The organism is Bartonella sp. HY406 (genome assembly GCF_025449315.1).
Taxonomy (GTDB): domain Bacteria; phylum Pseudomonadota; class Alphaproteobacteria; order Rhizobiales; family Rhizobiaceae; genus HY038.
In genome coordinates this window covers 1910560-1936121 of sequence record NZ_CP104893.1, presented here as the reverse complement: position 1 = coordinate 1936121, position 25562 = coordinate 1910560, and the positions used below count along the sequence as shown (strand labels likewise).

Annotated in this window: 13 protein-coding genes, 1 tRNA gene and 2 pseudogenes; 8 read left to right on the top strand and 8 right to left on the bottom strand. The window is 38.2% G+C overall.

Annotation, left to right across the window (positions count from 1 at the left end; translation table 11 throughout):
• The first annotated feature begins 210 nt into the window (after nucleotides 1-210).
• Both N6B01_RS08150 and N6B01_RS08145 read left to right on the top strand, forming a co-directional pair.
• A complete protein-coding gene (locus N6B01_RS08150; RefSeq protein WP_262078231.1) occupies nucleotides 211-2529 on the top strand; it encodes a TonB-dependent hemoglobin/transferrin/lactoferrin family receptor in 2319 nt (772 codons plus the stop codon).
• A gap of 135 nt (nucleotides 2530-2664) precedes the next feature.
• Complete coding sequence (locus tag N6B01_RS08145) at nucleotides 2665-4374, top strand: ABC transporter ATP-binding protein/permease (RefSeq protein ID WP_315973307.1); 1710 nt, start codon at nucleotides 2665-2667, stop codon at nucleotides 4372-4374.
• Between the two features lie 1173 nt (nucleotides 4375-5547).
• Here the strand turns inward: N6B01_RS08145 and N6B01_RS08140 are convergent.
• Nucleotides 5548-7107, bottom strand: coding sequence for an RNA-binding protein (locus tag N6B01_RS08140; protein WP_262078230.1), 1560 nt, complete (start codon nucleotides 7105-7107; stop codon nucleotides 5548-5550).
• A gap of 266 nt (nucleotides 7108-7373) precedes the next feature.
• Here N6B01_RS08140 and rtcR point away from each other — a divergent pair, with 266 nt between their 5' ends.
• From rtcR to N6B01_RS08120, 4 genes are all read left to right on the top strand, one after another.
• A complete protein-coding gene (rtcR, locus tag N6B01_RS08135) occupies nucleotides 7374-8990 on the top strand; it encodes an RNA repair transcriptional activator RtcR (protein ID WP_262078229.1) in 1617 nt (538 codons plus the stop codon).
• A gap of 248 nt (nucleotides 8991-9238) precedes the next feature.
• Complete coding sequence (locus N6B01_RS08130) at nucleotides 9239-10969, top strand: SulP family inorganic anion transporter (RefSeq protein WP_262078228.1); 1731 nt, start codon at nucleotides 9239-9241, stop codon at nucleotides 10967-10969.
• Nucleotides 10970-11181: 212 nt separating this feature from the next.
• Entirely contained in the window at nucleotides 11182-13278 is a 2097-nt protein-coding gene (locus tag N6B01_RS08125; RefSeq protein ID WP_262078227.1) for an aq_1923 C-terminal domain, read from the top strand.
• 262 nt (nucleotides 13279-13540) lie between these two features.
• Nucleotides 13541-15508 carry a hypothetical protein gene (locus tag N6B01_RS08120; RefSeq protein WP_262078226.1) on the top strand — a complete coding sequence of 656 codons (1968 nt, stop codon included), beginning with the start codon at nucleotides 13541-13543 and terminating at the stop codon, nucleotides 15506-15508.
• 209 nt (nucleotides 15509-15717) lie between these two features.
• Here the strand turns inward: N6B01_RS08120 and N6B01_RS08115 are convergent, their stop codons facing one another.
• A complete protein-coding gene (locus N6B01_RS08115) occupies nucleotides 15718-16056 on the bottom strand; it encodes a hypothetical protein (protein ID WP_262078225.1) in 339 nt (112 codons plus the stop codon).
• A 197-nt stretch (nucleotides 16057-16253) separates the two neighbouring features.
• Between N6B01_RS08115 and N6B01_RS08110 the strand changes: the two genes are divergently transcribed.
• Nucleotides 16254-16505 (top strand): hypothetical protein, encoded by a 252-nt coding sequence (locus tag N6B01_RS08110; RefSeq protein WP_262078224.1) that lies wholly within the window; start codon nucleotides 16254-16256, stop codon nucleotides 16503-16505.
• A gap of 269 nt (nucleotides 16506-16774) precedes the next feature.
• Here the strand turns inward: N6B01_RS08110 and N6B01_RS08105 are convergent.
• The 4 genes and pseudogenes from N6B01_RS08105 to N6B01_RS08090 all read right to left on the bottom strand — a co-directional run.
• Nucleotides 16775-16851 (bottom strand) — tRNA-Arg (locus N6B01_RS08105).
• A 185-nt stretch (nucleotides 16852-17036) separates the two neighbouring features.
• Complete coding sequence (gene fumC / locus N6B01_RS08100) at nucleotides 17037-18428, bottom strand: class II fumarate hydratase (RefSeq protein WP_262078223.1); 1392 nt, start codon at nucleotides 18426-18428, stop codon at nucleotides 17037-17039.
• 217 nt (nucleotides 18429-18645) lie between these two features.
• Nucleotides 18646-19452, bottom strand: a complete 807-nt coding sequence (locus N6B01_RS08095) for a hypothetical protein (protein ID WP_262078222.1) — start codon at nucleotides 19450-19452, stop codon at nucleotides 18646-18648.
• Nucleotides 19453-19565: 113 nt separating this feature from the next.
• A pseudogene (locus tag N6B01_RS08090) lies at nucleotides 19566-20042 on the bottom strand (DUF1134 domain-containing protein); the annotation flags it as partial.
• 474 nt (nucleotides 20043-20516) lie between these two features.
• Here N6B01_RS08090 and N6B01_RS08085 point away from each other — a divergent pair.
• Nucleotides 20517-23414, top strand: a complete 2898-nt coding sequence (locus N6B01_RS08085; protein ID WP_262078220.1) for a DNA translocase FtsK — start codon at nucleotides 20517-20519, stop codon at nucleotides 23412-23414.
• On the opposite strand, the pseudogene uraH reads toward N6B01_RS08085, so the two are convergent.
• A pseudogene (gene uraH, locus N6B01_RS08080) lies at nucleotides 23401-23811 on the bottom strand (hydroxyisourate hydrolase). The gene N6B01_RS08085 and the pseudogene uraH overlap by 14 nt on opposite strands.
• A gap of 1238 nt (nucleotides 23812-25049) precedes the next feature.
• On the bottom strand, nucleotides 25050-25292 hold the full coding sequence (locus tag N6B01_RS08075) for an Imm74 family immunity protein (protein ID WP_262078219.1): 243 nt from the start codon (nucleotides 25290-25292) through the stop codon (nucleotides 25050-25052).
• Nucleotides 25293-25562 lie beyond the last annotated feature (270 nt).

Below are 25562 nucleotides of genomic sequence, written 5' to 3'. Positions count from 1 at the left end.
AATAATATTATTGATTCTTTATAATGTGAATATTTCTTCGGAAAGAAAATTTTATTGTTTTTGGGTACTTAAATTAAGAAATATATTTTTTATTTCTGTTGATATTGTGAGTTTTTATTATTTGCTCAATTTTTTAGTTGAGTTAAATGTTTAAACTTGACTATTTTAGTCATATTATTTTCCTCGCCATCATTTGTAAAGAGAAAAGAAATGAAAAGTCTGACTTTTTCAAAAAAGCATTTTTTACGATTTTATGGATTGCTATTGTTATCAACATCTATCATTGGCGTTGGAACACTAAATGCACAACATGTATCTGTGCTGCAAGACAATAATCAAGAATTGCCATCAGCCAGTATGCTTGAACCCGTTGTAATAATCTCAACACGAGAAGAAAAAACTATTCTAGATATACCACAAACAATATCGGTTGTTACGCGGCAACAGATGGATGATCATATGATAAATGACATCCAAGATCTTGTTCGGCATCAGCCGGGCGTATCGGTATCGAGACAAACTTCTATAACAAATCCATGGGGGCAATTAACTGGCTTTACCATTCGTGGTGTTTCGGGAAATCGCGTTCAGTTGACCGTTGATGGATCACGCATTCAGGAAAGTATTACTGATGGTAGTCGAGATTTTTTTGATTTAGGTAATTTTCAAGCAGTTGAAATTGTAAAAGGACCCAACTCGGTTTTATGGGGGGCTGATGCACTGGGCGGTGCTGTGATGTTTCGTACCCGCGATCCATCTGATTTATTAAAATTTACTAATAAGCCTTGGGTTGTTGAGCTAAAAACCGGATATGATAGCTTTGATCGTTCTTGGAAAAAGCAGGTGACCGGTGCTTATGATTTTGGTGACTTACAAATATTGGGAAGTTATAATCAAGTATCGCTGCATGAACCACGGTTACGTAAAGCCCGTGCTGATGGAGGCATATGGGGCTGTACGCGCCGCCAAATAGGATGCAACGTCTTGTTTCCTGCTGATACTGATGTTGATAATTTATTGGTTAAAGCCGTCTGGTCTCCAACAAAAGATCATACATTTAAGCTAACTGGCGAGCTATTTGGACGCGATACGGAAATTCTACAATTATATGATTTAGGAGAATCTGCAACGGGAAGACCAAGCGTTACGTCATATATCAATGATTCCTACATCCGAGATCTTGATATGAAGCGCAGACGTATTGCTTTTGAACATCAATGGAATGTGGATAAAAATTGGTTGGATAGCATAAAATGGCGCGTTTCCTATTCCCCTCAATCTCGCGAAACAGACAGCTTGCAAAAAAGAATTTATTCAAATCGCTATCATTTGGTAAATCAATATCGAAAATATAGTGAAACTTTTGCTGAGGCAGATATACAATTGCAATCAAACTTCAATCTTGCGGGGGCTGCACATCTTTTGACTTATGGTTTTGATGGTGACACGACAAAAGGGAATTATAAGGGGACAAATCAAACATTTAATTCTTTGACTGGTTTAACCGTAACCCAAACCAATCAGGGGTTTAGTTTTCCTAAGGTTGATACACAAAGGGCTGATATTTACTTGCAGGATGAAATCAGTTTGTTAGAGGGACGCTTAATTGTGACGCCTGGTTTGCGTCTTGCGCATTACGAAATTGATCCTACAGGTGACAAAAATTATCCTGGATTGCCAGGTTACGCACCGCAAGAACATAAAAAAAGCGAACTTATAAAGCGTTTGGGTGGCATTTTCCATTTTGATGAAACTTATTCCGCTTATGCATCTTATGGTGAAGGCTTTAAGATGCCAACATCACAACAGCTTTTCCAATCCAGTAATGATCCATTTTCAGGTAGTTCAATTATACCGAATGCCAACTTAAAACCAGAATATGTTAAAAATTACGAGATAGGACTTCGCGGATCGTATAATAAGGGCTATTTTTCTTTTGGTACATTTTATGCGGATTACACAGATTTTATCAGATCATTTCAACAAGTAATGATCACCGCACCTGATGGTAGTCGCGTGCCCGCCTATACTTTTGATAATGTATCCAAAGTTCATCTTTGGGGGATTGAGTTTGCTGGGGAATATGAAGTTTTCGATTATACCACAATTTCGGCGAATATTAGCTGGTCAAAAGGGCGACAGAAAGTTGACCGCGATGCGGAAAGAACAGCTTTTGACGGCGCAGTTCCGATTACTGCTGTTTTGGGGGTTAAACATCGGCTTGCTGATTATAATTTAGAGTTTGAAGCTTTAACAACTTTGGCGGCAGGGCGTAAAGAGAATGCAAATGAAAGTGATTTTCTGCCCTCTTCCTATGCGTTATTTGATGTTTATGCCAAGTGGACACCACATGACAATTTTGAGCTAAGTGCAGGCGTTGAGAATATTTTTGATCGTCGATATTTTCCAAACACCTTAACCGGTTATACAAAAACTCCAGCTTCAGCTGCTGTTGCCAATGTTAATCCGCTTGAACTGCAGACAGGTCCAGGAAGGCTTTTTAAGCTTGGGGCGACTGTAAGGTTTTAAAATTTATGCAGCAAGCAAAAAGGCTAGAGCAGTTTGGTTTAGTCAAACCTTAAAGTGCTCTAGCATTTTTTATAGTTTGTTAAAAAGCTGCCTTATGCATTTAAAAATCATACTATTTTAGTTGAAGTATAAACTATGTTTAATATCTTATCACAATTTATGCGATTAATTGCACCATGCATAAAAGCCAAGGGTGGCAGAATTTCCTTGTTGTTATTTGGCGTGGCTATAATGTTAAATTTAGCCTCTGTATATGTTAGCATACGCTTGACGCTTTGGTCAGGAGCTTTTTATACGGCCATCGAAAAGATTGATACCTTCCAAGTGATGCAGCAAACTGGAATTTTTGCACTGATTATTGCAGCTAATTCTTTGCGTGGTATAGCATATCAGTATCTTTGTAAGGTACTTGAAATGCAATGGCGAGAAACTCTAACTGATTGCGCGATTAGCCTATGGACTGAAAATAGGGCCTATTGGGTTTTGGCTAATGATAAAAATAATCCAATTGATAATCCAGATCAGCGTGTCGCTGAAGATTGTCGTTTGTTTATTAAAGGCTTGTTGAGTGAAGCTCTTGATTTGATAAATCGGGTTGTAGGGTTGTTCTCTTATGTTATTCTTTTGTGGAATCTTGCTGCCTTTCCGTTAAGTTCTGATTTATCGGGGATGCATTTTGAAATTCCTCATTATATGGTTTGGACCGCATTTATTTATGTTGCTGTGAGTAGTTTTATAACCCATAAGCTTGGTTATCCTCTTAAATCCTTATTTTGTGAACAACAAAAATATGAAGCTGATTTTCGCTTTGCCATGGCACGTTGGCGTGGCGCTTTTGATGAAGTTGCACTATCCAAAGGCGAGGCTGCTGAACGGCAAATATTTAAGCAAAAATTTCGCAATATTAAGCAAAATTGGCGCAAGTTGATAAGACGTGAAGCTATTCTTTCAAGTTTTACCTTTCCATTTAATCATACGGTTTTGCGGATTCCCTTATTTGTTGCTTTGCCGGGCTATTTAGCGGGTCACATTGCTTTTGGTGGTTTGATGCAAGTTAGTATGGCTTTTTCAAGTGTAGTTACAACCCTATCGTGGTTTATCTTTTCTTATCGTGACCTTGCGGATCTTGTGGCTACATCTGGCCGCCTTGATATGTTTTTTAGTGCCGCCAATCGAGTTCATTTGCAAAAAAGTTCCGGTCTTTCATTTAAAAGGGAGCAATCGGGCGTTGTTGCAGGTAAAGCATTTTGCAAAGACGTAACTGCGTATACTCCCGATGATAAACAATTGTTCTGTTGCCCATTTATTGAGATTAAGGCTGGAGATCGCGTTTGGTTAAATGCCCCATCTGGATTTGGAAAGACGACATTTGTAAAAATTTTGGCGGGTTTTTGGCCGCATTTTAAAGGTGAAATTCATTGGCCGACAAACGAAACCATGTTTATTCCCCAAAAATCTTATTTTCCAATAGGCTCACTTGCTGATGCTGTAGCATATCCATTAAGCAGTGAGGTGATTAAAGAAGACATAATTTTAGCAGCGCTTAAAGATGTTGGTTTGTTGCACGCTTATAATCTAGCCGTGATGAGCGATGGTAATGAAGCTGAGGTTCTATCTGGTGGTGAAAAGCAGCGGTTATCATTTGCACGGTTATTGATACATCGACCAGCTTGGGTTGTCTTGGACGAGGCAACGAGTGCCTTGGATACACAAGCTGAGGCCGAGTTATTCAATGTCTTGAATAAAGCCTTGCCGCGTACAGCCTTTATCATTATTTCCCACCGTCAGCCGGTGGGCTTTGATGATTTAAAAATTATTGATGCTTTAAAGCACTGGTGCGAGTAAAAGTAGAGGATTTAAATTTAGCATATTTTATAAGAGCTTAAAAAATTAAAATTTTGCAAAAAATACATCAAGCAAAGATATCGGCTAAATAATGATTAGCTAAAAATCGGTGTTTTTTGCTTGCTTTTTATTCCAATTATCCACACTAGATTTAAAGTCATAGCGACAAGAGTGATGAAGCGCTCCCATTTTAAAGCTTACAATTGCTTGCAATTTATTAAAATGTAGCGGGGATCGAATCCGCACAGACTGTTACAGCCTTCTACCAATGTAGTTCCATCTGCATTCGCTATGGTGATAAGAGCTGTGGCGACAAGTGGGGATAAGAAAGGCTATTAGCCATCGTGGAAGGATGTATTCTTATCGCGCATTCGCCACAGATATTTCAAGATTTATATAAAAGTCATAGCAACAAAAGAGATGAAATCAGCTATTTATAGTTTTAAACATTGCTTAAACTTATAAATAGTTTGCACGATTTGAACGTGCTGTCTTTAAAGCCTTATTGCTAAATATTGCTATTATTACACTATTCAACAATGCCACTCTAAAGCATTACCTATGTAGTTCCATCGGCATTTGCTATGGTAGAATGTAGTTGTGGCGACAAGGGTGAATAAGAATGGTAAAAAGCATCGTGGAAGATGTATTCTTATTGCGCATTCGCCACAAATATCAAAAATGAAATTTATATAGCTATGACAACAAGGGAGTAACGAAACAAACTATCTCGCTCTAACACTGAGCTACAAGCCCATAATGTCGGGCTTGGCAGGATTTGAACCTGCGACCTAGATTTTGGAATGTAGTTCCGTCGGCATTTGTCATATCTAAAGTTTAATAAAAATCATAGCAACAAGTTTGTAGTGAAACAGTAGTCTGAGCTCATGTTCATGTGTATGAACAGGGTAGGACTTTAACCCGTGACCTAATGTAGTTCCACTGGCATTTGCCATGAATTCAATTTAGTGAGTCTTATTTAGCATTTATTTTTTGTTTTGTAAAGTATTATTTTGAAAAAAATAAATGAAAACAAAGATTTGTGTTAAGGGCATAAAAGGCCATTTCAAGCTTTGTTTAAAACTTGATGATTTTGGCCATTTGTAATGTTTGGCTGATTTTATGCTATCTTCAGCTTATAATTGCTAGCTGAAGATAGCATATTGTTAATGCTTATAGCTCGATTGCATCAATCATTTTTGTCCATTGCTCTGTTTCCTGTTGTTTTGTCAGAATTCCGATAAGTGTAAACACTGCATCGGAAAATCCACCAATATTGAAAACACCATCAAAATTTGCTGCAGGTGTTGTGATGTAAGGTTGTATGTCGAGACATATTAACTTTGCTTTTGGGTTACGAATTTTAAGCTTCGCCCATTCTTCCATCATTTTTGTTTGACCTGGTCGAGTTAAATTATTGGCATCCACCCATGATTCATTATCTGAAATCATGATCACAAAATCTACCTTAGCCTTTTCTGCATTTAATATGCTAAGTGGAGCAGAGCAATTGGTTCCTCCACCACCGAAACTAGAGAGCTTTTTTGCGTTGCGCATTACGCTATCGCGAGGGTTAATATCAATATTAAATACTTGATAATCAAATGGAAAAATTCTTGCAGAGTTATTCTTGCGCATAATAGCTGCCGATATCAGTGCTGCGACGTCAATGCACCTTACAATCGAGGTTGCGCCAGGGCGATAACCGGTGACTGACGATGACATTGACCCCGAAACGTCTGGGCAAAGTACAACGTCACCCTTTAAAACAGGTACATTGTCAATGGCTATTTCCAAAGCCGATTGTAATGCGTTTTTAACTAAGACTGGCAATTTATTGTCAGCCATTAGATAGGTAGTCATCAGCTGATAGGGAAAAACGCGAGCCTTGCGAATTTCATTCTCGTCTTTTAAGCGGTTTGCAATAAATTGCGTAAAACCAGGCACTGAAAATACGTCATGACGTAAAAAAGTGTTAAGGTTTTGCCGCAGCATCTGCCAGCCGGCATGATGTGCAATTTCTGCCCAATGCTCCTTAGTAAGGTTCAGCGAGGTCAACATTTGGAAAGGCACTTCTGGCACTTTGCCATTTTTGTTGGTCTTAAAATCTTCAAACTCACGGACAATCGCAGGAAGTTCGTCAATATTATGGGCTTTACCCATAATATAGGCATAAAGCGCTTCACGAGATTTATCTTTTGGGCGTGGATGGACCATTTTGATAACATCAGCGAGCGAAGGCTTATTTCCGATATTGGCACGCAAAATTTCAATGTCGCTGGCATTTTCAAGCCATTCTTGCACAAGCCGTTTAGGGCGAGTACCAAGTGATTTACGACCAATGGTGCCAGAGCGCATAATTTGCACGAAATTACGCAGCATCTTACCGTTGCGGATAACCCTTTTAAATACTTGGTTGAAATAAGTACTCTCGTTTTTAGAAAGAATTGCGAGCAATAAAGCAGGCATATCTTTCATCAAGCCTTTTTCAAAAGCATAGATGGCAGTTTTTGCAAGAAACTCCGCGTCAACTTTTTCGCTAAGTTCTAAAATCTTATCCAACTGGTCGCCGCCATTGGCGTAAAATGTATTGTTAAAGGTGCCAGTCACTGCAAGCTGTGCTAGGGCTTCATTTGGTGAAAGCTCATAGGCTGGTGCGCCATGATGGTTATGGCTATTGGTTGCAGGAACAAGTTTTCCGCGTAGGGAAGCAAAAAGTTCAAAGTTTGCCATTGTATTTCCTCTTTATTTCCAGCATGGCTTTTTCATGCTTATTATTATTGACATTCTGACAAGGTATTTGGTTAAATTATCTTGCCTGCACCTATTGACTAAGCATAAGGCGTGCCAACTTCGATAAAGATAACTGAAAACTACAAAATATTTTTTTATCTTACTGATTTTATTGATAAAATAATTTTATAAAAATATCGTCTTCCTTTTTATGTTAAAACGGGCATAATATTATCAGTGATAATTTTTTATAAAGATTTATAATTATGGATAAAAAAACGGTTGTCTTTTCAGTTCTTGGTACAACCCTTGATATTGGTGCTTTTGCAAAACGCTGGTCAAAATGGCGACCAACGGTTGCGCTTTGTCAGCAGGCTGATTTTCCTGTTGATCGGGTAGAGATGATCAATCACAGAAATGATAACCAGCTCGCCGAAGTTATTATTAAGGATATTGCTGAGATTTCACCCAAGACAAAAGTCGTGCAAAATTTTGTCGACATTAAAAATCCTTGGGATTTTGCTGAGGTCTATGAGCAATTGCGCTCCATTGTTACCAATTATGATTTTGATCTTGAAAATGAAGATTATTATGTAAATATCACTACCGGTACCCATGTTGCGCAGATTTGCTGGTTTTTGCTCACGGAGACGCGCACAATTCCGGGGCGTTTGTTACAGCTTTCGCCGTCTTTGAGGGATGAAAGTGGCAATAGAAGCTCTATTGGTTCTTATTCAATTATCGATCTTGATTTATCGCGCTATGACATAATTGCGCGGCGTTTTGCGCAGGAGCGCCAATCGGCGACATCTTTTTTAAAGTCAGGCATTGCTACCCGCAATGATGCTTTTAATAATATTATAGACGAAATAGAAAAAGTGGCTATTCGTTCAAAAGCACCAATTTTGTTAACTGGGCCAACGGGCGCGGGTAAATCACGTCTTGCAAGACGTATTTATGAATTAAAGAAAATGCAGCGTCAGGTTGAAGGTTCACTCATCGAGGTGAATTGCGCTACCTTGCGCGGCGATCAGGCAATGTCAACCTTGTTTGGCCACCAAAAAGGTGCTTTTACAGGGGCAGCTAGCAGCCGCCAAGGTTTGATGAAAGCCGCGGATCAAGGGCTGTTGTTTTTGGACGAAATTGGCGAACTTGGGCTTGATGAACAAGCTATGTGTTTGCGTGCTATTGAAGAAAAGCGTTTTTTTGCAGTTGGGGCGGATGTTGAAACCCAATCGGATTTTCAACTCATTGCCGGTACTAATCGGGATTTGCGTGAAGAGGTAACGAAAGGTCGATTTAGAGAAGATTTATATGCAAGGCTTAATCTTTGGACATTTGAATTGCCTGCATTAAAAAATCGCCGTGAAGATATTGAGCCTAATCTTGATTATGAGCTTGATAATTATCAGCGAGATGAGGGGCGAAAAGTTACTTTTAATAAAGAAGCACGTAATTTGTTTTTAGATTTTGCCATGTCTAGCAATGCCGAGTGGTGCGGTAATTTTCGTGACTTGTGGGCAGCAGTTTTGCGCATGTCAACCCTTGCACCGCAGTCGCGCATTAATGAGCAAACAGTATCGGAGGAGATTAAGCGGTTAAAATATAGTTGGAGCCGTGAAAATTTGGACAAAGATCAACAATTGCTTGCAACTGTTTTAGGCGAGGATAAATTGGCGATGATTGATCCATTTGATATTCCGCAGCTTGATTTTGTCGTGCGCGAATGTAAGCGTTATAAAACCATTAGTGAAGCGGGAAGGGCACTATTTGCCGTTTCAAGAACGCAGAAGAAAACTGGCAATGATGCCGACCGCTTACGCAAATACCTCGCTCGTTTTGATTTAAGTTTTGAAATGGTGCAGGACATATCATCCTTTTAAAGAACTTCTGATAAGGATATCATATCTCACCAGTTCTAAAGGATTATTTGCGAAGCTTTGATTAGGCGATGAAATCGCCATTTACAATCCGTTGGGTTGATGGCGATAGTCGAAAATTTAAAAATATTTGGCATATTTTTTACAGATAGCAAATGTGCGTTTTTTAAAGATCGCTTCACAGTTTTTTAAAAATGCTATAGTATTATGGAAAGTTGGTCGGCAATTTTATGGCTTGAGGGGGAAAGCTAATGTCGGGGCAGGGGATAGATAATCATAAATCTAATGCTGATAGCTCAAAGCAAAGTTCTATTTTTTGGCAAATGTTTACACCAAAATTTATTACGGTTTTGCGTGAAGGGTATAGTTTTAGCAACTTCAAAGCCGATGCTTTAGCTGGCTTAACCGTTGCTATCGTTGCTTTGCCGCTTTCTATTGCCATTGCCATTGCGTCTGGCGCTTCGCCTATTCAAGGGCTTTATACTTCTATTATCGGCGGTTTTTTTGTCTCATTGCTTGGCGGCAGTCGCTTTCAAATTGGTGGGCCTGCAGGCGCTTTCATTGTTGTGGTCGCCACCACAATTAACGAGCATAGCATGGATGGACTATTACTGGCGATGCTAATGTCCGGAGTATTTTTAGCCATTATGGGCTATGCACGTCTTGGTACCTATATTAAATTTATTCCCTATCCCGTAACAATCGGCTTTACCGCCGGCATTGGCGTAATAATTTTCTGCAGCCAATTGATTAATATATTGGGCTTAGAGTTGCAGGGAGGAGAACCAGGCCCGATCATTGCAAAAATGGCGGCAATATATATCGCAATAACAACTTTTAATGTTCAAAGCTTTGCCCTTTGCGCGCTCACAATCATTATTATTATTGTTTTGAAAAAATGGCGCCCTCATTGGCCAGGAATGCTCATAGCAATTGCATTGGCAAGTTTTGCGGCTTTTTTGGGTGCGCTTGATGTTGCAACGGTTGGTAGCCGCTTTGGTGCTATGCCATCGCAGTTACCAATGCCGATGATGCCAGTTTTTTCGATTGATAAAATGGTCGAGATATTGCCGGCAGCCATTACTTTTGCTTTGCTTGGGGCGATTGAATCGCTGCTATCGGCAGTGGTTGCCGATGGCATGAGTGGACGCCACCATCGCTCTAATTGTGAATTAGTAGGGCAGGGCTTTGCCAATATTATTACGGCGTTTTTTCATGGTATTTGTGTCACCGGTACCATTGCACGCACTGCTACTAATGTTCGCGCAGGTGCTCATGGGCCAATGGCTGGTATCATGCATGCCATTTTTATCTTGATGTTTATAGTGTTTGCAGCTCAGCTCATTAGCTATATTCCGCTCGCGGCGCTTGCTGGCGTACTTGCCATTGTGTCTTGGAATATGATCGAGCGCGGTGCGATAAAAACCTTATTTATCGCATCAAAGGGCGAAGCTTTTATTTTGACGGTCACTTTTTTACTAACCATATTTTGGGGGGTGGCGGAAGCCATTATTATTGGCTTTGCACTTGGCGCGTTATTATTTATCCAACGCATGTCAAGCCTAAGCAAGGTTGAAATGGATGTTCCCTTTGTGGGCGAAGATAGTGTAGATGGTGCTAATAGTACGCTTCGCCCCTATGATGATAGTCGTTTGAATAATGAGGTTGTCATCTACCATATTTCTGGCATTTTTTTCTTTGGCGCCGCCGCTAATATTGGCTCGGTGCTTGATAAAATCGCTGATAGCTATAAGGTAATGATACTTGACTTTTCCGCAGTGCCATTGCTTGATGCAACAGGGGCGCATATACTTGAAAGTCTAGCGCAAACGGCTAAAAAACGCCAGATGAGATTGATAATCTGCGGTGCTTCTATTGCACTGCGCAAGGAAATGCTTGCTCATAATATTCGCCCACCCTTGGTGGAGTTTTATAGTGATGTTGTGAGCGCCCTTGAAACAACTAAAAGCGCAGAAGAATAATAGAATAGATTTAAAATTTATTGCAGAAATAAAAGTTTTAAAAGACTTAATTTCATGTGTATAACGCCCTTTGTTTATTCCTATTTTTAAAAATAAATGCACTATGTTAAGCGAGCTTAAAGATCATTTCAGAACGGCGATAAATTACTTGCAGTTAAATGATCTTTCAATGAGAGTTTAGCAATTTGTGACAATTAAATAGGGTTGGAAATATGTCCAAAGAGGGTATCACAGACAATAAGAATAAAGGAAATAAGGGCAAACTTATTGTCACCCTTATTATTCTTGTTCTATTAATAGGCGGCTGCATCTACTATTATCTTGGCTTGCAGCAAAAGAAAATAAATGCTGTTTTTGAACAATTGAAAGAGCAGGGGGTCGTATTTAAGGAATGGAAGAAAAATTCTGATAAAACCTATTCTCTTGTTGAGCCAAAATTGCAAGTTAGTGCAACTACGCAGCTTAATGTTGAAAGCTTTGATGTAGCACTCAAAGATGATGGTTTGCTGGATTTAACCCTTAAAAATGTCAGCTATAAAGGTGAGATTGTAGAAGTTGCTTTGCCTACTATTTCCATAACTGGTTATAAGTTGAGTAAGGATGTTTTCGATGCTCGTCTCAAGGACAGGATGACGCCCTTTGCCTTGCATTTACTAAGCAATGATTTTAAATTAATGGTGTTTGATAATTCCTTGGTTAAACTTTCTTTTAACCTGAATGAACTTAAAATTTCAGCGTCAATTGCCATGGATAAATATGAGCTTCATGATTATAATAATGGTATTGTTGCACAACAAATAATTGATAAATATAATATTGTTACCAATATAAGCACCAATAGCATATCGTTGCCACCCACTCGCCAAGTCGCCTCAATTGAGCATATTACAGTTCACGATATTAATGTGAGATTGCAAGTATTAATGGCTTCTATCGCAGACGATAAGCCAGATCAGCCATTTGAAAAAGTGAGCGGTGCAGTCGTTATCAAAAATTATAAAATTGATACAAAATCACCCTTAAAACATGAAGAACAGATGTCAATTGAAGAAATTACAACTGATGGTTTTTCTATGCGTTACGGAAAAAAAGCACCGGTTGATACGATAAACAACCTCTTGGCATTTGCTAAATCTGCTTCCATATCCGTAAGTGAGGCTATGGAAAAGGGCGAAAAAGCGGAGTTAGACTATCCAAAACTATTTGGTCTTATTCGTGATGCTCTTTATATGATCGATATGGTAGGTCCATTTCAACAAGAGGCTAAAAACGCAATTTCAATCCAGAACGATTCTGAGGTTAATATAACCGTTAATATCGAGGGACTTAAAATTCGATATGAGCCTTTTAAGACAAGTATAGAATATAAGGGCTTGGATATTAATGCCGCTAGCCCGCTATTGGATGATCAAGCTGTTGCAGTTGGAAAAATCGGTATTGTTGGTATTAAGAGCGTAGACTTTTCGTCCCTATATCAATTTGCTGTTTCAGAATTAGATAAATTATCGAAACTTGACACAATACCAAATGACACAACATATTTTGTCGGCTTAATGGCAAATGTTGGCAAGCTATATCCTAAGATTGACGGAATAGAAGTTAAAAATGTCGATGTGAATTTACCTATGTCTAAGGGGAATGTTAAATTTGATGAAATATCGCTTAACCATAAATATGCTGTATCTGGTCCAATCCCAACATCTATTGATTTAAATGTTGTCAATTATCAGCAATTCGTCGAAGACTTTACCTATTTTCCTCAGAGTGTTGGCCTTAGCGATGGCATGCTAAAGTTATCTGCACGTATTAAAGCTGACTGGAATGAAGAAAAGAAACAAATTTTACTTCATGATAGTTTTTTAGAAACAAATGTTTTTGGTCGTGTAGATGCTAGTGCAACCATCGGTCAAGTGCAGCCATATCTTTTTTCAGGTAATACGATAGAAATGGCAGCTGCCGCATCGGGCTTAACAGTTAAAGATTTTAAAATTAGCATTGACGATAAGGGAAAGCTTAGCGCCTTTAAAGAACGCATAGCAAAAGAAGAGGGCATATCTGTCGAAGAAGTTGGCTATGGTTTGATTTCAAGCTTGGTTCCTACCATGCAAAATTATATCGAAGATGGTGAAAATCGTGCTAGCGTCGTTGCGCCTATCGCAAAGTTTATCAATAATGGCGGTGTTATTGCCTTTGATGCAAAGTCAAAAACTAATTTTGGTGTTGGGATCCCAGCTTTAGCTATGATGAATTTAAACAATAACCTTGATCCATTATGGTCACTATTTGATATTGCCGTCACTGTAAAATAAAACAGTTTTAAAGGCGTTGAATAGCCATTGGTGTGTTGTTAAAATTTCAACATACCAATGGTTTTTTTATGCTTTCAACGTTATTGTTTTGCTTGGTGGAATGAAGGGGAAGCAAATGCTAAGATTGCAGTATAATTTAAACGATTGTTACCTAGGTTTATTCGTGTTTTTCAAATTGATGCGCTTATCGTTTGTAGCCTTTTTTCTACTCGCTGCTTTTTGTTATCAATTTTCGCATGCAGCAACACAAAAAACCCAACCAATGCTTACTTTTTTGAAGCAAAATGGTTTATATTTCGACCATGTGGAGGAGCGTGATGACGGCGTAATAAGCATTAAAAACGCCTATCTTGCAGTTGGTCATAGCGCAAAAATTAATATCGAAACCTTGCTGATTATACCTAAAAATAATAGCCGATTTGATTTTGATATAAGCAATATAAATTATAAGGATAGTTTTGAATTTAATCTTAATAGTTTAAAAATTTCTGATTTAAAATTTGAAGAAGAATCTTCATCTCCGCTTAAATTATTATATTTTCCAGCTATTATAAATTCTTTCCTCAATATGGATATTAACCAAATTGATTTTGAGGAAATGTCGTTAATATCATCTATTGGTAATACCCCATATTCTATCAAATTTACGATGGATGCAGGTTCATTTGAGATGGTATCAAAAGGCATCATACAATCGCAATATTTTTGGGGATCGGCTATTGAAATTGGCAAAAATTCGATTAGCTACGATAATAATTCTGTCAATTTATCAATCGACCATATTAATTTTCGTGATTTAAATTATTGGCAAGTTTTTGATTTGTTTTTCGCGCCCCGAAACAATAAAAAAGATGCGCTTATCTCCATCACGAAGAGTGCAAATATTCGTCATATAAATTATTATGATAGTCGCCAGAGTATTGATTTTGAAGAGGTTAATCTATCGCGGTTATTCTTACGGCAAAATCGTGAAACCCTTGTTGATTTAATTAATAATCAAATTGCTGTTTTAGCAATGAGTGATGTCGAGCGCGGTAAAGATGGTCAACCATTGGTTGAAGACCCTTTAGCTAATTCCAAAAGCATCAAATTATTGCGTAGCTATTTTTATCTTTTGGATATGGTTCAAGCTGTTGATTTGGATTTTGAAGACTATGTCAAAGAATCTGAAGATGGTATGATGGAGTATCAGTTTATAATTAAAAATGGCACTATTTCCTATCAAAATAATAAGATGACATTGCAATTCAATCAAATTGATGATGTCGCTACAGCTTTGGAACATCCAAGATCAATAGTGCTTTTTAGCTTACCTCGTGAATGGCAAATTGATAAAGTTCAGGCCGAAAATATACATTTGGCTAATTTCTACAATCTTATTGATGGCGAATTTTCGAGATTGTTGGATAAGGATGGTTTGAAAGAAAATTCGAATAAAGACTATTCAAAAGTGCTTATGTCCCAAATTTGGCAGAATTTTCCAAAAATTGATAGTTTTTCCATTAACAATTTAGCTTTATATGCCCCATCAAAATTTTTAAATGATAGTAACGATGCGTTCGTGCAAATTTTTAAGCTTGATAACGTATCATTGAAAAACGATTATGAAACCAGTGGACCCATTCCAACAAAAGTTGCATTTGAAATCGATAATTTTACACTTCCTAAAAAGATAATCAATCAAATGGATATGCCGCGATTTAAAGACTTGGCTTTAAATGTCAATTTACGCTTCGAGGCCACTTGGAATAGCAAGTTGAATGCCTTAAAAATTGATGATAGTTTTATTGAAAGCAAACAATTGGGTCATTTAACTGTTGGCGCTGAGTTTTCTAATGTTAATCAGTCATTATTTTCGGGGCGGCAAAAAGATATTTTTGCCAATTTATTCGATGTTATAGTCAATAAATTGGTTTTTCAGTATGAAGCCCGTGGGTTGAAAGGTCGAAATCTTTTATACATCGCTGGGCTAACGGGCAGTTCAATGACTGAGCTTCAGATGAAGGGCGTTGTTAAGCAAATGCTCTTAGGGTTGCAATTAGAGGACAAAAAGGCTGAAAAATTTGCAAGTAATTACGATGCCTATATGCATGATGGCGATAGATTACAACTTAAACTGCAAGAAAAGCGAGCTAATACCGGAAATATAGCACTCTTGAGAGCGGCTTTAAAGAAGGATATGCCATTGTTTTGGTCACTTTATGATATTGATTTTGTATCAATTCCATAAATCGCCAATATTTATTTTAAATTTCGATTTTATATAGATCCTTAAAAAAGCTATTGGTGCCAGCCCCTTAAACTTAATCCTTATCTATGCCACCCCTTAAATTTATCTTTTTGCATTTCCAAATATTGAATTACACAGGCTTTATTTTAGGCCGCATTGATATCATTTTACACCACTTCGATACGGCGGCTTTTGGCATTATATTTCAATTACATATGATAATTATCTTCACCACCAAGGGGAAAGCTAAATAATTTGCCGCTTTTATAATCCATTACATAAGCAATAAGACAGGACGTGCCGCAACCAATTTCAACAATACTATAGCGTCCAGCAAAATTAACGCCTTTTTGGGCAGCTTCGGTAATTCTTGTTTTAAAGGTTATGCCACCATTATCCTTGGTGAGTTGTAATTTGGCAGGCTTGCCCATATAAGTTTCAGTGGCGGGATAATTTTCAAATTTTCGTGCTTGCGCTGGGCTTATTAATAAAAATACTGCCACCAGTAATGCACCCAATATTTTAAAAGAAATGCTAAACTTTTCCATCACAAATCCTCCAATTTAAATAACTTATTCTGTAGTTTAAGTTAAGGTGAAAATAGCTGATTTGTAAACGCATTAAATTACATCTGAAGTATGGGGGCTCTTAAATGAAAAAGATTTATACAGCAGTGCTTATAGCCAGTATATCAACGTTTTTAATAACATCATCACATGCGCAAGATTGCAAGCTAATTGCATAGGTGCTCAAAAGCTTTAAATTAAACAAGCAAAATGTTTTAGTTAAATTTTGCCAAGAAGAGGCTTGCACTTATTATGATAAAAATCCTGCAAATGAAAAAGCCAAGCCTTATATTGAAATTGTTGCCAACCATGAATTTATGGAAGACCAGCAATGCGCTTATGAAGTTAACAAGCTAACCACCAGCGCATTTAAGCAAATTGAAAAAAATTATAAGGCTGGTAAATATGATGGCGATAATGAAGGCGAGTAAGGTGCGTTTTTGTTCATGGCCAAACCACTTCCATGATAAAAGTTAGTGAATTGTGGGTGAAGCTTCGTTAAAAATTCGCTCTTCAAGCCTATCAAGTTCATTTAAAATAAGTGAAAATAATAACAAATTTAACTGCGCTCAAAAGGATCAATTCGCTGGTTTAAAACACATTTTCGCACTGATTGCTACAAAACTGCTACAAATTTAAAATTAAACAAGAAAAAATACAGTAAATAATGTCTTAAAACATTGATCTTATTATATTTAAATGGCGCACCCGACAGAATTCGAATCTGTGACCTTTGCCTTCGGAGGGCAACGCTCTATCCAGCTGAGCTACGGGTGCGTAATTGATTCCTGAAAAATCAATTTTTGCTTTCTAACCTATCAAAGCGTAGGCTTCAACCAGCAATTTTGCATAAAGCCAATTTTATTAATAAATGTAACGATTGATGCGAGAAATAAAAAGCAGAAAGCCTCATTGAATAGACTTTCTGCTTGTCAATTTGTTAATTGAAATGAGCAAGCTGCTTATTTAGGGTGGATCATATCCTCTGGACGAACCAGACGATTATAATCTTCTTCGCTTACAAGACCGCTTTTTAGTGCTTCATCACGCAAGGTGGTGCCGTTTTTATGGGCGGTTTTTGCAATTTTTGCAGCCGCATCATAGCCGATAGCAGGTGCTAATGCGGTGACCAACATCAAGGATTGTTCCATAAGATCTTGGATGCGAGCGCGATTAGCAACGATACCATCAACACAATGATCGGCAAAGGAGCGCATGCAATCTGATAGCAAGCGAATAGATTGCAAAACATTATAAGCAATAACTGGCTTATAAACATTAAGCTCAAAATGCCCTTGTGATGATGCAACAGTAACAGTTGTATTATTACCAAAGACTTGGCATGCAACCATTGTAAGCGCTTCGCACTGGGTTGGATTGACTTTGCCCGGCATGATTGATGAACCCGGCTCATTTTCAGGCAAGCTCAATTCACCAAGGCCAGAACGAGGGCCTGAGCCTAAGAACCGAATATCATTGGCAATCTTAAACAAATCAGTTGCCAAAGCATTTAAGCTGCCATGGAAATAAGTAATCGCACCATGACTTGCCAAGGCTTCAAACTTATTACTTGCGGTTTTAAACGGAATGCCAGTGATGGTTGTCATTTGCGCGGCAAATTCTTTATCAAAACCAATCGGCGCATTAAGACCCGTACCAACGGCGGTGCCGCCTTGCGCGAGATAAAGCACGCCTTTTAACGCTTCTTCAATACGCAATTTGCCATGTTCTAGGCTAGCGCGATAACCTGAAAATTCTTGCCCCAAAGTGACTGGTGTCGCATCTTGTGTATGGGTACGACCAATTTTGATAATGTCGTTAAACTCATCCTCTTTAGCTTTTAGTGCCAAGATAAGATGGTCAAGCGCTGGATAAAGACGCGTTACTGTTTCAATGGCGGTTGCAACATGAATTGCTGTTGGAAATGAGTCATTTGAAGATTGGCTCATATTGACATGGTCATTTGGGTGAACGGGCTTTTTTGTGCCCATTTCGCCACCAAGCATTTCAATAGCGCGATTTGAAATAACCTCATTAGCATTCATATTGCTTTGTGTGCCAGAGCCTGTTTGCCAGACAACCAATGGAAAATTATCATCAAACTTGCCATCAACCACTTCTTCGGCAGCAGCAATGATAGCGCGTCCAATTTCGGGTGATAATTTGCCAGCAACCATATTGGCTTCAGCAGCAGCTTGTTTAACAAGCCCTAAAGCATGAACAAGCGGCAAAGGTTGTTGCTCGGTACCAATTTCAAAATTGTGGATTGAACGCTCTGTCTGTGCGCCCCAATAGCGGTCGCCGGGAACTTCAATCGGTCCGAAGGTATCAGTTTCTGTACGGGTTTTGCTCATTTTTGCAATCCTTCTGATTTTACATGGCCGGGAAACCGGTGTAAGTGCTTATGGCGCACTGCATAAAACAGGCGCGATATTTTTCTTGTACTTGCTACACGCTATCATTGGCAAGACATCGTACAATATTTTGATGACTTATATATATTTTAATCGATTTAATCATTATCATGGTTAAAATGGTCATGATAATGATTAAATGAATTTTAAAAATTGCTTAAGCTGTTTTGTTAGAAATATTTGCCAAATTCCTTTTAATCAATCCGGCGAGACTATTTGCATTTTCATCATTTGATATAAATTCGAAAATTGGCGAGTCTGCTCCTTCGTTGGCGGCTACATTGGCAACTAATATTGCAGCCATAGTTTTAATTTGCTCGCGCAATACATTCAGCGTTTGTTCCTTGGCTACCAATAGTTTTTTATTTTCCTCATAAAAATGGGATATTTCTTGATCGGTTAATGCCGTGAGACTTTGCATATCACCTTCACCACGTAGATTTAGTTTTTTAAGATCTTGTTGGTTGTCAGTGGAAAGGTTTTTGTTAAAGTTTTCAACCGTTGCTGAGGTCTCGTTCTCGTTGCTTTCAGCCATAGTTGATCCAATTGTCAAAGCTTTTTGTTCAAGCAGCGCAGATTTTGCGACATTTAATTCTTGCTTCAAAGTAACTATTTCATGACTAAGCTGCTTATTTGAATCTATTAATTCCTGCGTTTGTTGTTCAAAAGATGCGAGGTAATAATTACGCTCGCGCATTTTGCTCGCATGAAGTAAAGCCTCTGCATAACGATTTTCAGATATTTTGAGCAGTTCTTCCAACCTTGCCACAGTTGTTGCATGTTCAGCCCGCAAAAAATCGCGCTCTACCTCAACTTCATTTAATGAAACGGGCACTTCCATGCGCACCGCTTTATTGGCAAGGAAAAGTGCCCTTCGCCAAACCAACGGAAAAACAAGCATCACCAAAAAACCGGTAACGGCACTACCAAAAATGAAAAATAAAATGGATTGTACCCAAATCATAAAAGCTACTCATTAATTGAAATAAGACTTGTAGTGGCTTGATAATTTCCATAAATGTTATGTAAATTTATGGTAAATTTGCCAGTGAAGGTTGTTAATGTCAGCCACCATTCTTAAAATGGATTCCATGTTGGCTTTGGCGTTAATTTTAAATAGCCAATATTAACACCAAGGCGTGCCCCAAGCCCAGTGCGGATAGGTACTAAAAGCACTTGTTTACGCTTCAATACATTAAAGCCAACGCCAGCAACAAGATAGGCAGAACCTGAAACACCGCCGTAACGCCCCCAAATATTACGCACATTATCAAGGTTATAGACAAGCATCATAACGCGTGAGCCTTGGCCGCCATAATCAAGACCAATAGATGGGCCTTGCCAAAACATGCGATAATCACCAGCATTTTTTGTGTAAAGTGCCCCTTCACCGTAGGTTAAACCACCAATAAAAGCACCTGAGCCTTCTTCACCTTGAATATAGCCATTAGGAAGTCCATGGCGTGAAAAAATATTTTGAATTGCGGTGGCAAGTCCACCCGATGTATCACCAAAAAAACGATGACCTGAATCAATAATTTCCTGCGCAGTATAATGCTCACTGCTATTATTGCGATTTTGCGCAACTGTTGGTGTTGCTATGCTCGTACAGGATAAGAATAGAAGTATCGCAGCAATAGGATTTAAAAGCCGCAAGTGCAAAAAGCCCTTTTGTCTAGAAAAAAAGGATAAAATGGCATGGAACATTGAAACTTTCCTTTGCTGTCTTTCACCTTGTATCAAGATGTATATGGTTACTATTTGAATGATATTAACGTTGAAAAATATTTAAATCCTTAAGAATTAAACTTTTATTTAACTTGATTGAAAATTACGTCATTCAATATCTGTTGGCAAAAAACCACACTGCATTTTTCTTGTAGGAAAGTGCCAATGAAAATCATTATGGCAAAAACTTATTAACTTTCGCCCATTACAGTGCAGCTTGATGATTGTTGGCAATCAACCAAAATCGATAAGTTTATTAAGCCTGACGATTCTGGCTGAAACATGGTGTATTTGAGTGTTATGCGTAATATAAAATCTTTTACTTATGATAGTTACAAACAAACAATTAAGGCTGATCCGACCCAAAAATCGGATGGAAAACCTATTTCAAAACCACTTTTGCTAGAATCGCTGGCAGATTATCCACCCATTTGGCGGCAGGCCTTTGCATTGGCGGAAAATGTTCGTTTTACGCGCACGCCAGATATCGAAATTATTCGTAAAAAAGCTGAAAGCGATCCCGCTTATGCTGAACAATTGCAAGCTATTTATGAGCGTCAGCAAAAAAAGCCGATTATAATTGGCGGCAGTGAAATGGAGCCAAGTGAGGAAGATATAGAAGCTTTACTTAAAACCGAACTTCCAACCGCTGATTTGTTGAATATCAGTCAAGCCCCAGAAAATGCGAAGGAAATTATTACCGTTGAGGTTCAATCAACGACTGAAGCCCAATCACCACTTGTTAATCAATCAATACAACTCGAACGGCCGGAAAGTGATACCATGCTTGCGAATAAAATAAACACCATCGAAACACCGGCAACAGTTGAAACTACAACCCCTGTTACAACTAATGCACCAGTTGCGAATAATAAGATTGAGGTTGTGAAATCCAAGCCAATAGCCATTTCAGATTTCGCCTTTTTCGAATTTGGTCCATTTGATATTGAACCAAGCAATCAACAAACTGATATGGTTGCAGAGGCACAGATTGAGCCTGAAAATGAGCCGCAAGCACCGCAACCATCCATTACCGAGCTTTTCCGTGTGCTTGAATGCAAGTTTTCAAAATCTGGCCGGATGGAAGCTGTTGAACAGGCTAAAGCAGCCGCAATTCATGTACCTGACAATCAAGAAGCCGCAGTCGCAAATATTGAAGCTGAATCTCAAGTCGCAATTCCAGCAAATGAGTTTAACGAAGATGTTGTTGGTGACATAGATATTGAGACCGTAGCTGTTAATGACGGTGCAGCCCTTATTGATGTGCCAGCATCTGAAATATTAGAAGTTGCATCAACAGAAGATCAAGCTATTCAGTATTCTCATGCATTTGCTAGTGCCAATGATAATAATATGGATTTTGATGCAATGGATTGCATCGAAAAGGCTGAAAGCATTGAAAAACACGAAAAAGCAGCAGATCATATTGTTGCGGTTGAAAAACCTCTTTCTGACGCAGCCTTTGCCGAACAGACTTTAGCCGCAGATGACGACATCATCGCCATCGAAGCGCAAAGCCAAGAAGATATTGAAACTGCAACTAATATGGTTGAAGTTGAAACCATTGAAGATGATGTAAAGGCCGTTGAGCCAGAGCACATGCCAACTAAGAGTGTGGCGATTACACCGCGCCACGTTACCGACCTACAGTCGGGTTTGCGGATAACTAAGCAGGCAACCGGTCATGATTACACATTCCCATCCGTTGATTTGCTGCAGCCACCTGTTTACAAAGATGGTGCGGTAATCTCACAAGAAACTTTAGAGCGTAGCGCTGGACTTTTAGAAAGCGTTTTGGAAGATTTCGGCATCAAGGGTGAAATTATTCATGTCCGCCCAGGTCCTGTCGTTACACTTTATGAATTTGAGCCAGCTCCTGGTGTAAAATCCTCACGCGTTATTGGTCTTGCTGATGATATTGCCCGCTCAATGTCAGCTGTATCTGCTCGTGTTGCGGTTATACCGGGCCGCAACGTCATTGGTATTGAATTGCCAAATGCTGTACGTGAAACGGTTTTCTTACGCGAAATCGTGCAGTCAAAAGCCTTTGAAACATCAGAGTTTAAACTTGCTTTAGCTCTTGGTAAAAATATTGGTGGTGAACCGGTCATTGCAGAACTTGCAAAAATGCCGCATCTTTTGGTTGCAGGTACGACTGGTTCGGGCAAATCTGTTGCCATTAACACGATGATCCTATCGCTTTTATATCATCTCGCCCCTGATCAATGCCGTTTGATCATGGTTGATCCTAAAATGCTTGAACTTTCCATTTATGATGGTATTCCGCATTTGCTTACCCCTGTTGTAACAGATCCTAAAAAGGCAGTGACCGCGCTTAAATGGGCCGTACGCGAAATGGAAGATCGTTATCGCAAGATGGCAAAATTAGGCGTTCGTAACATTGATGGTTTTAATGAACGTGTGACTGAAGCCCTTAAAAATGGTGAAACCATTATGTGCACAGTGCAAGCAGGCTTTGATAAAGAAACTGGCGAGCTTCTCTACAATGAAGAAGCTATGGATCTTAATCCATTGCCTTACATCGTCATTATTGTTGACGAAATGGCTGACTTGATGATGGTTGCTGGCAAAGAAATTGAAGGAGCTATCCAACGTCTTGCCCAAATGGCACGCGCCGCTGGTATCCACTTGATTATGGCAACCCAGCGTCCATCCGTTGACGTTATTACTGGTACAATTAAGGCCAACTTCCCAACCCGTATTTCGTTCCAAGTAACATCTAAAATCGATAGCCGCACCATTTTGGGCGAGCAAGGCGCAGAAACGCTTCTTGGCCAAGGTGATATGCTACATATGGCTGGCGGCGGTCGCATCGTGCGTGTTCATGGTGCATTTGTTTCAGATAGCGAAGTTGAACATATTGTTTCCCATCTTAAAACCCAAGGCACACCGGATTATCTTGCAACGGTTACCGACAGTGAAGAAGATGAGCCAGAAGATGATAGCGACAATATCGCAGAACTCGTTGCTAATGCTGGTGATGATGCTGAAGAGCTTTACGTGCAAGGTGTAAAAGTGGTTATGCGTGACAAAAAATGCTCCACCTCTTATATTCAACGCCGCCTCGGTATTGGCTATAATAAAGCCGCAAGCCTTGTTGAGCGTATGGAAAAAGAAGGCCTTGTTGGCGCGGCAAACCATGTTGGCAAGCGTGAAATTTTAATCAATAATCATTAAGATTAAAATGATTTTTAAATAAAAAAAGGCGGGGTTCATACCCCGCCTTTTTTATTCTATATGAAAATAACCAATTACCTCGATAGGAAGAATATCCAAAAGGACTTAGCAAAATTGGAATGTGAGGATGATCGACTTTTTCATCGTAGGTAAAGATAACAGGCACTTTTTGGAAAAATGCTTCTCGGTTGTTTTCTTTAAACCATTTTTAAGTTTGAGATGTCATCTTGTAAATTCCAGAAAAAATTTCTTTTCTAGCAGGGTAAAGGGCTGTGATACGGCCATTCTTGTTGGCCGTTGCGCTATTTAAAAGCTGCCATTTGTCACCATTTAACTTTTTAACGTTGACTTCAATGTTAGGCGAGGGCAGAGCGGCAGTTAAGTTTAAAACACGCACACTAAGTGGATTATCGTCAGCTAAAACTAGGCCGGTTAAAAACAGAAGAAAAGACCAATTATTGGCGCTATTAATTTCATCATATGTCACCTAATCTTTGATTAATTGTATTTTTTAATAAATGTGCTCGCCATTAACCATCATAACCTATTGATATAAAAATCTTGACCAACGTAAAAATTACTTGAGATGAAAAAACTGCTTCAACATGTTCCTATAAAGTTTCGCGATGAAAACTGCGCTTTATGCACATTCTCAGTTATTTCATTTGGTTTTTTAATTATCATGTCATGTGCAAAAATTATTCTGAAAATTCCAACGGTAAATCATAATAGAACCACCAACCTTCTGCAAAATAAAGTAAAAGTTTTTGTGTGTTGGGGCAAATAAATATAGTCTTGTCTTTGAAAAAAGGAGCATTGAAATTTTCATGAAACTGACGAACAAAAAACTCGACTTTAGAAGATTGTATTTCAAATATAATATTATTATCAATGGAATAATCCTCTGTGTATATAAATACGTTCCCAATTAAATATTTTTTAATATTTAATTTATCCAGTAATTCTATATCGCTTTTAGAAAAATAATCGTCTATCCTACATATTTGTTGGAATTTTTTAACTCGATCTTTTTTTTAAAAATACTTATGTCATAGTCAATATATTTTTTTAATATTTTATTAGCATCAGAAAAATTAAGGCAAATAAAGTCTACGTCATTCATTATAATCCACCCTATCATCAGCAATCAGAAGCTACGTTATATTCGTTTCAATTTTCAACAAAGTATTTGTCGTGCATTTTTCGCCGCTTTTTCCGTTAAGAATTTCTATCTTGAGATGTAGTCCTTCATGATTAGTTAGATGCCGATTGAGACTAAATTTTTATCATGATTAAAAAAGCTAATAAAAATGTAATTTTTTTTCACATATCTAACCAGTTTGAAAAATGAGTATTTACTCCGTCATTTAATCGATAAATACTATTTCGTTCAACTTATTGGGATCTGCCCCTAGTAATCGATTATCATTTCAATCAGTTTCATATTGAAAATTAATACCTACCGCAATTAATTCATTGTTGTGTAGTGATGGATATAAGGCTACGAATATCTTTGTTTATCTGCTTACTAGCTTTTAGCAATGCTCCGCATATGAGATATTGGGATGCAAAGATAAGGAAAACACTTTACACTAAAGTGCGAATTTAAAAAAATCTAAGGTAATATGAAAAGGTTTAATCAAAAACAACTTTTCCTCTTTTTTGTCTAAATTCATTTTTTATATCATTTATAAGTTGTTCTTTTTCCTCTTCAGTAATTTCTATTTTATCAAAAGGCTCTTCCCAATTCTTTATGCTATTAACGTAAACTATAAATTCAAAATTTTCCGTTGGGGGAAAGCATAATTCGCCTTCAATATGCGCTATTTTATTTGCTAATTTTACCCTTAAAAAATCTCGTGATATTTGAATAATCATTAGTTTCTTCTTACAAAAATATTGTTTCTATATCCATTTAAAGACCTATTGTATTGATTTTATTTACATTAGCGGTATCAATCAGATTGGACAACTCCATATTGGTTTAAATATTTAGTAGACAAAGTAATTGAATAATAACAGCTCTTGCTAGTCCAGATAAATCTTCCACACTCGTCGTAAAAATGCAAACGGGGGCTTAATGATAAATAACAATTTTTGGTATGTTTAAACAAGATGGACAAGTTCATAACGAAATTGTGCCCAATT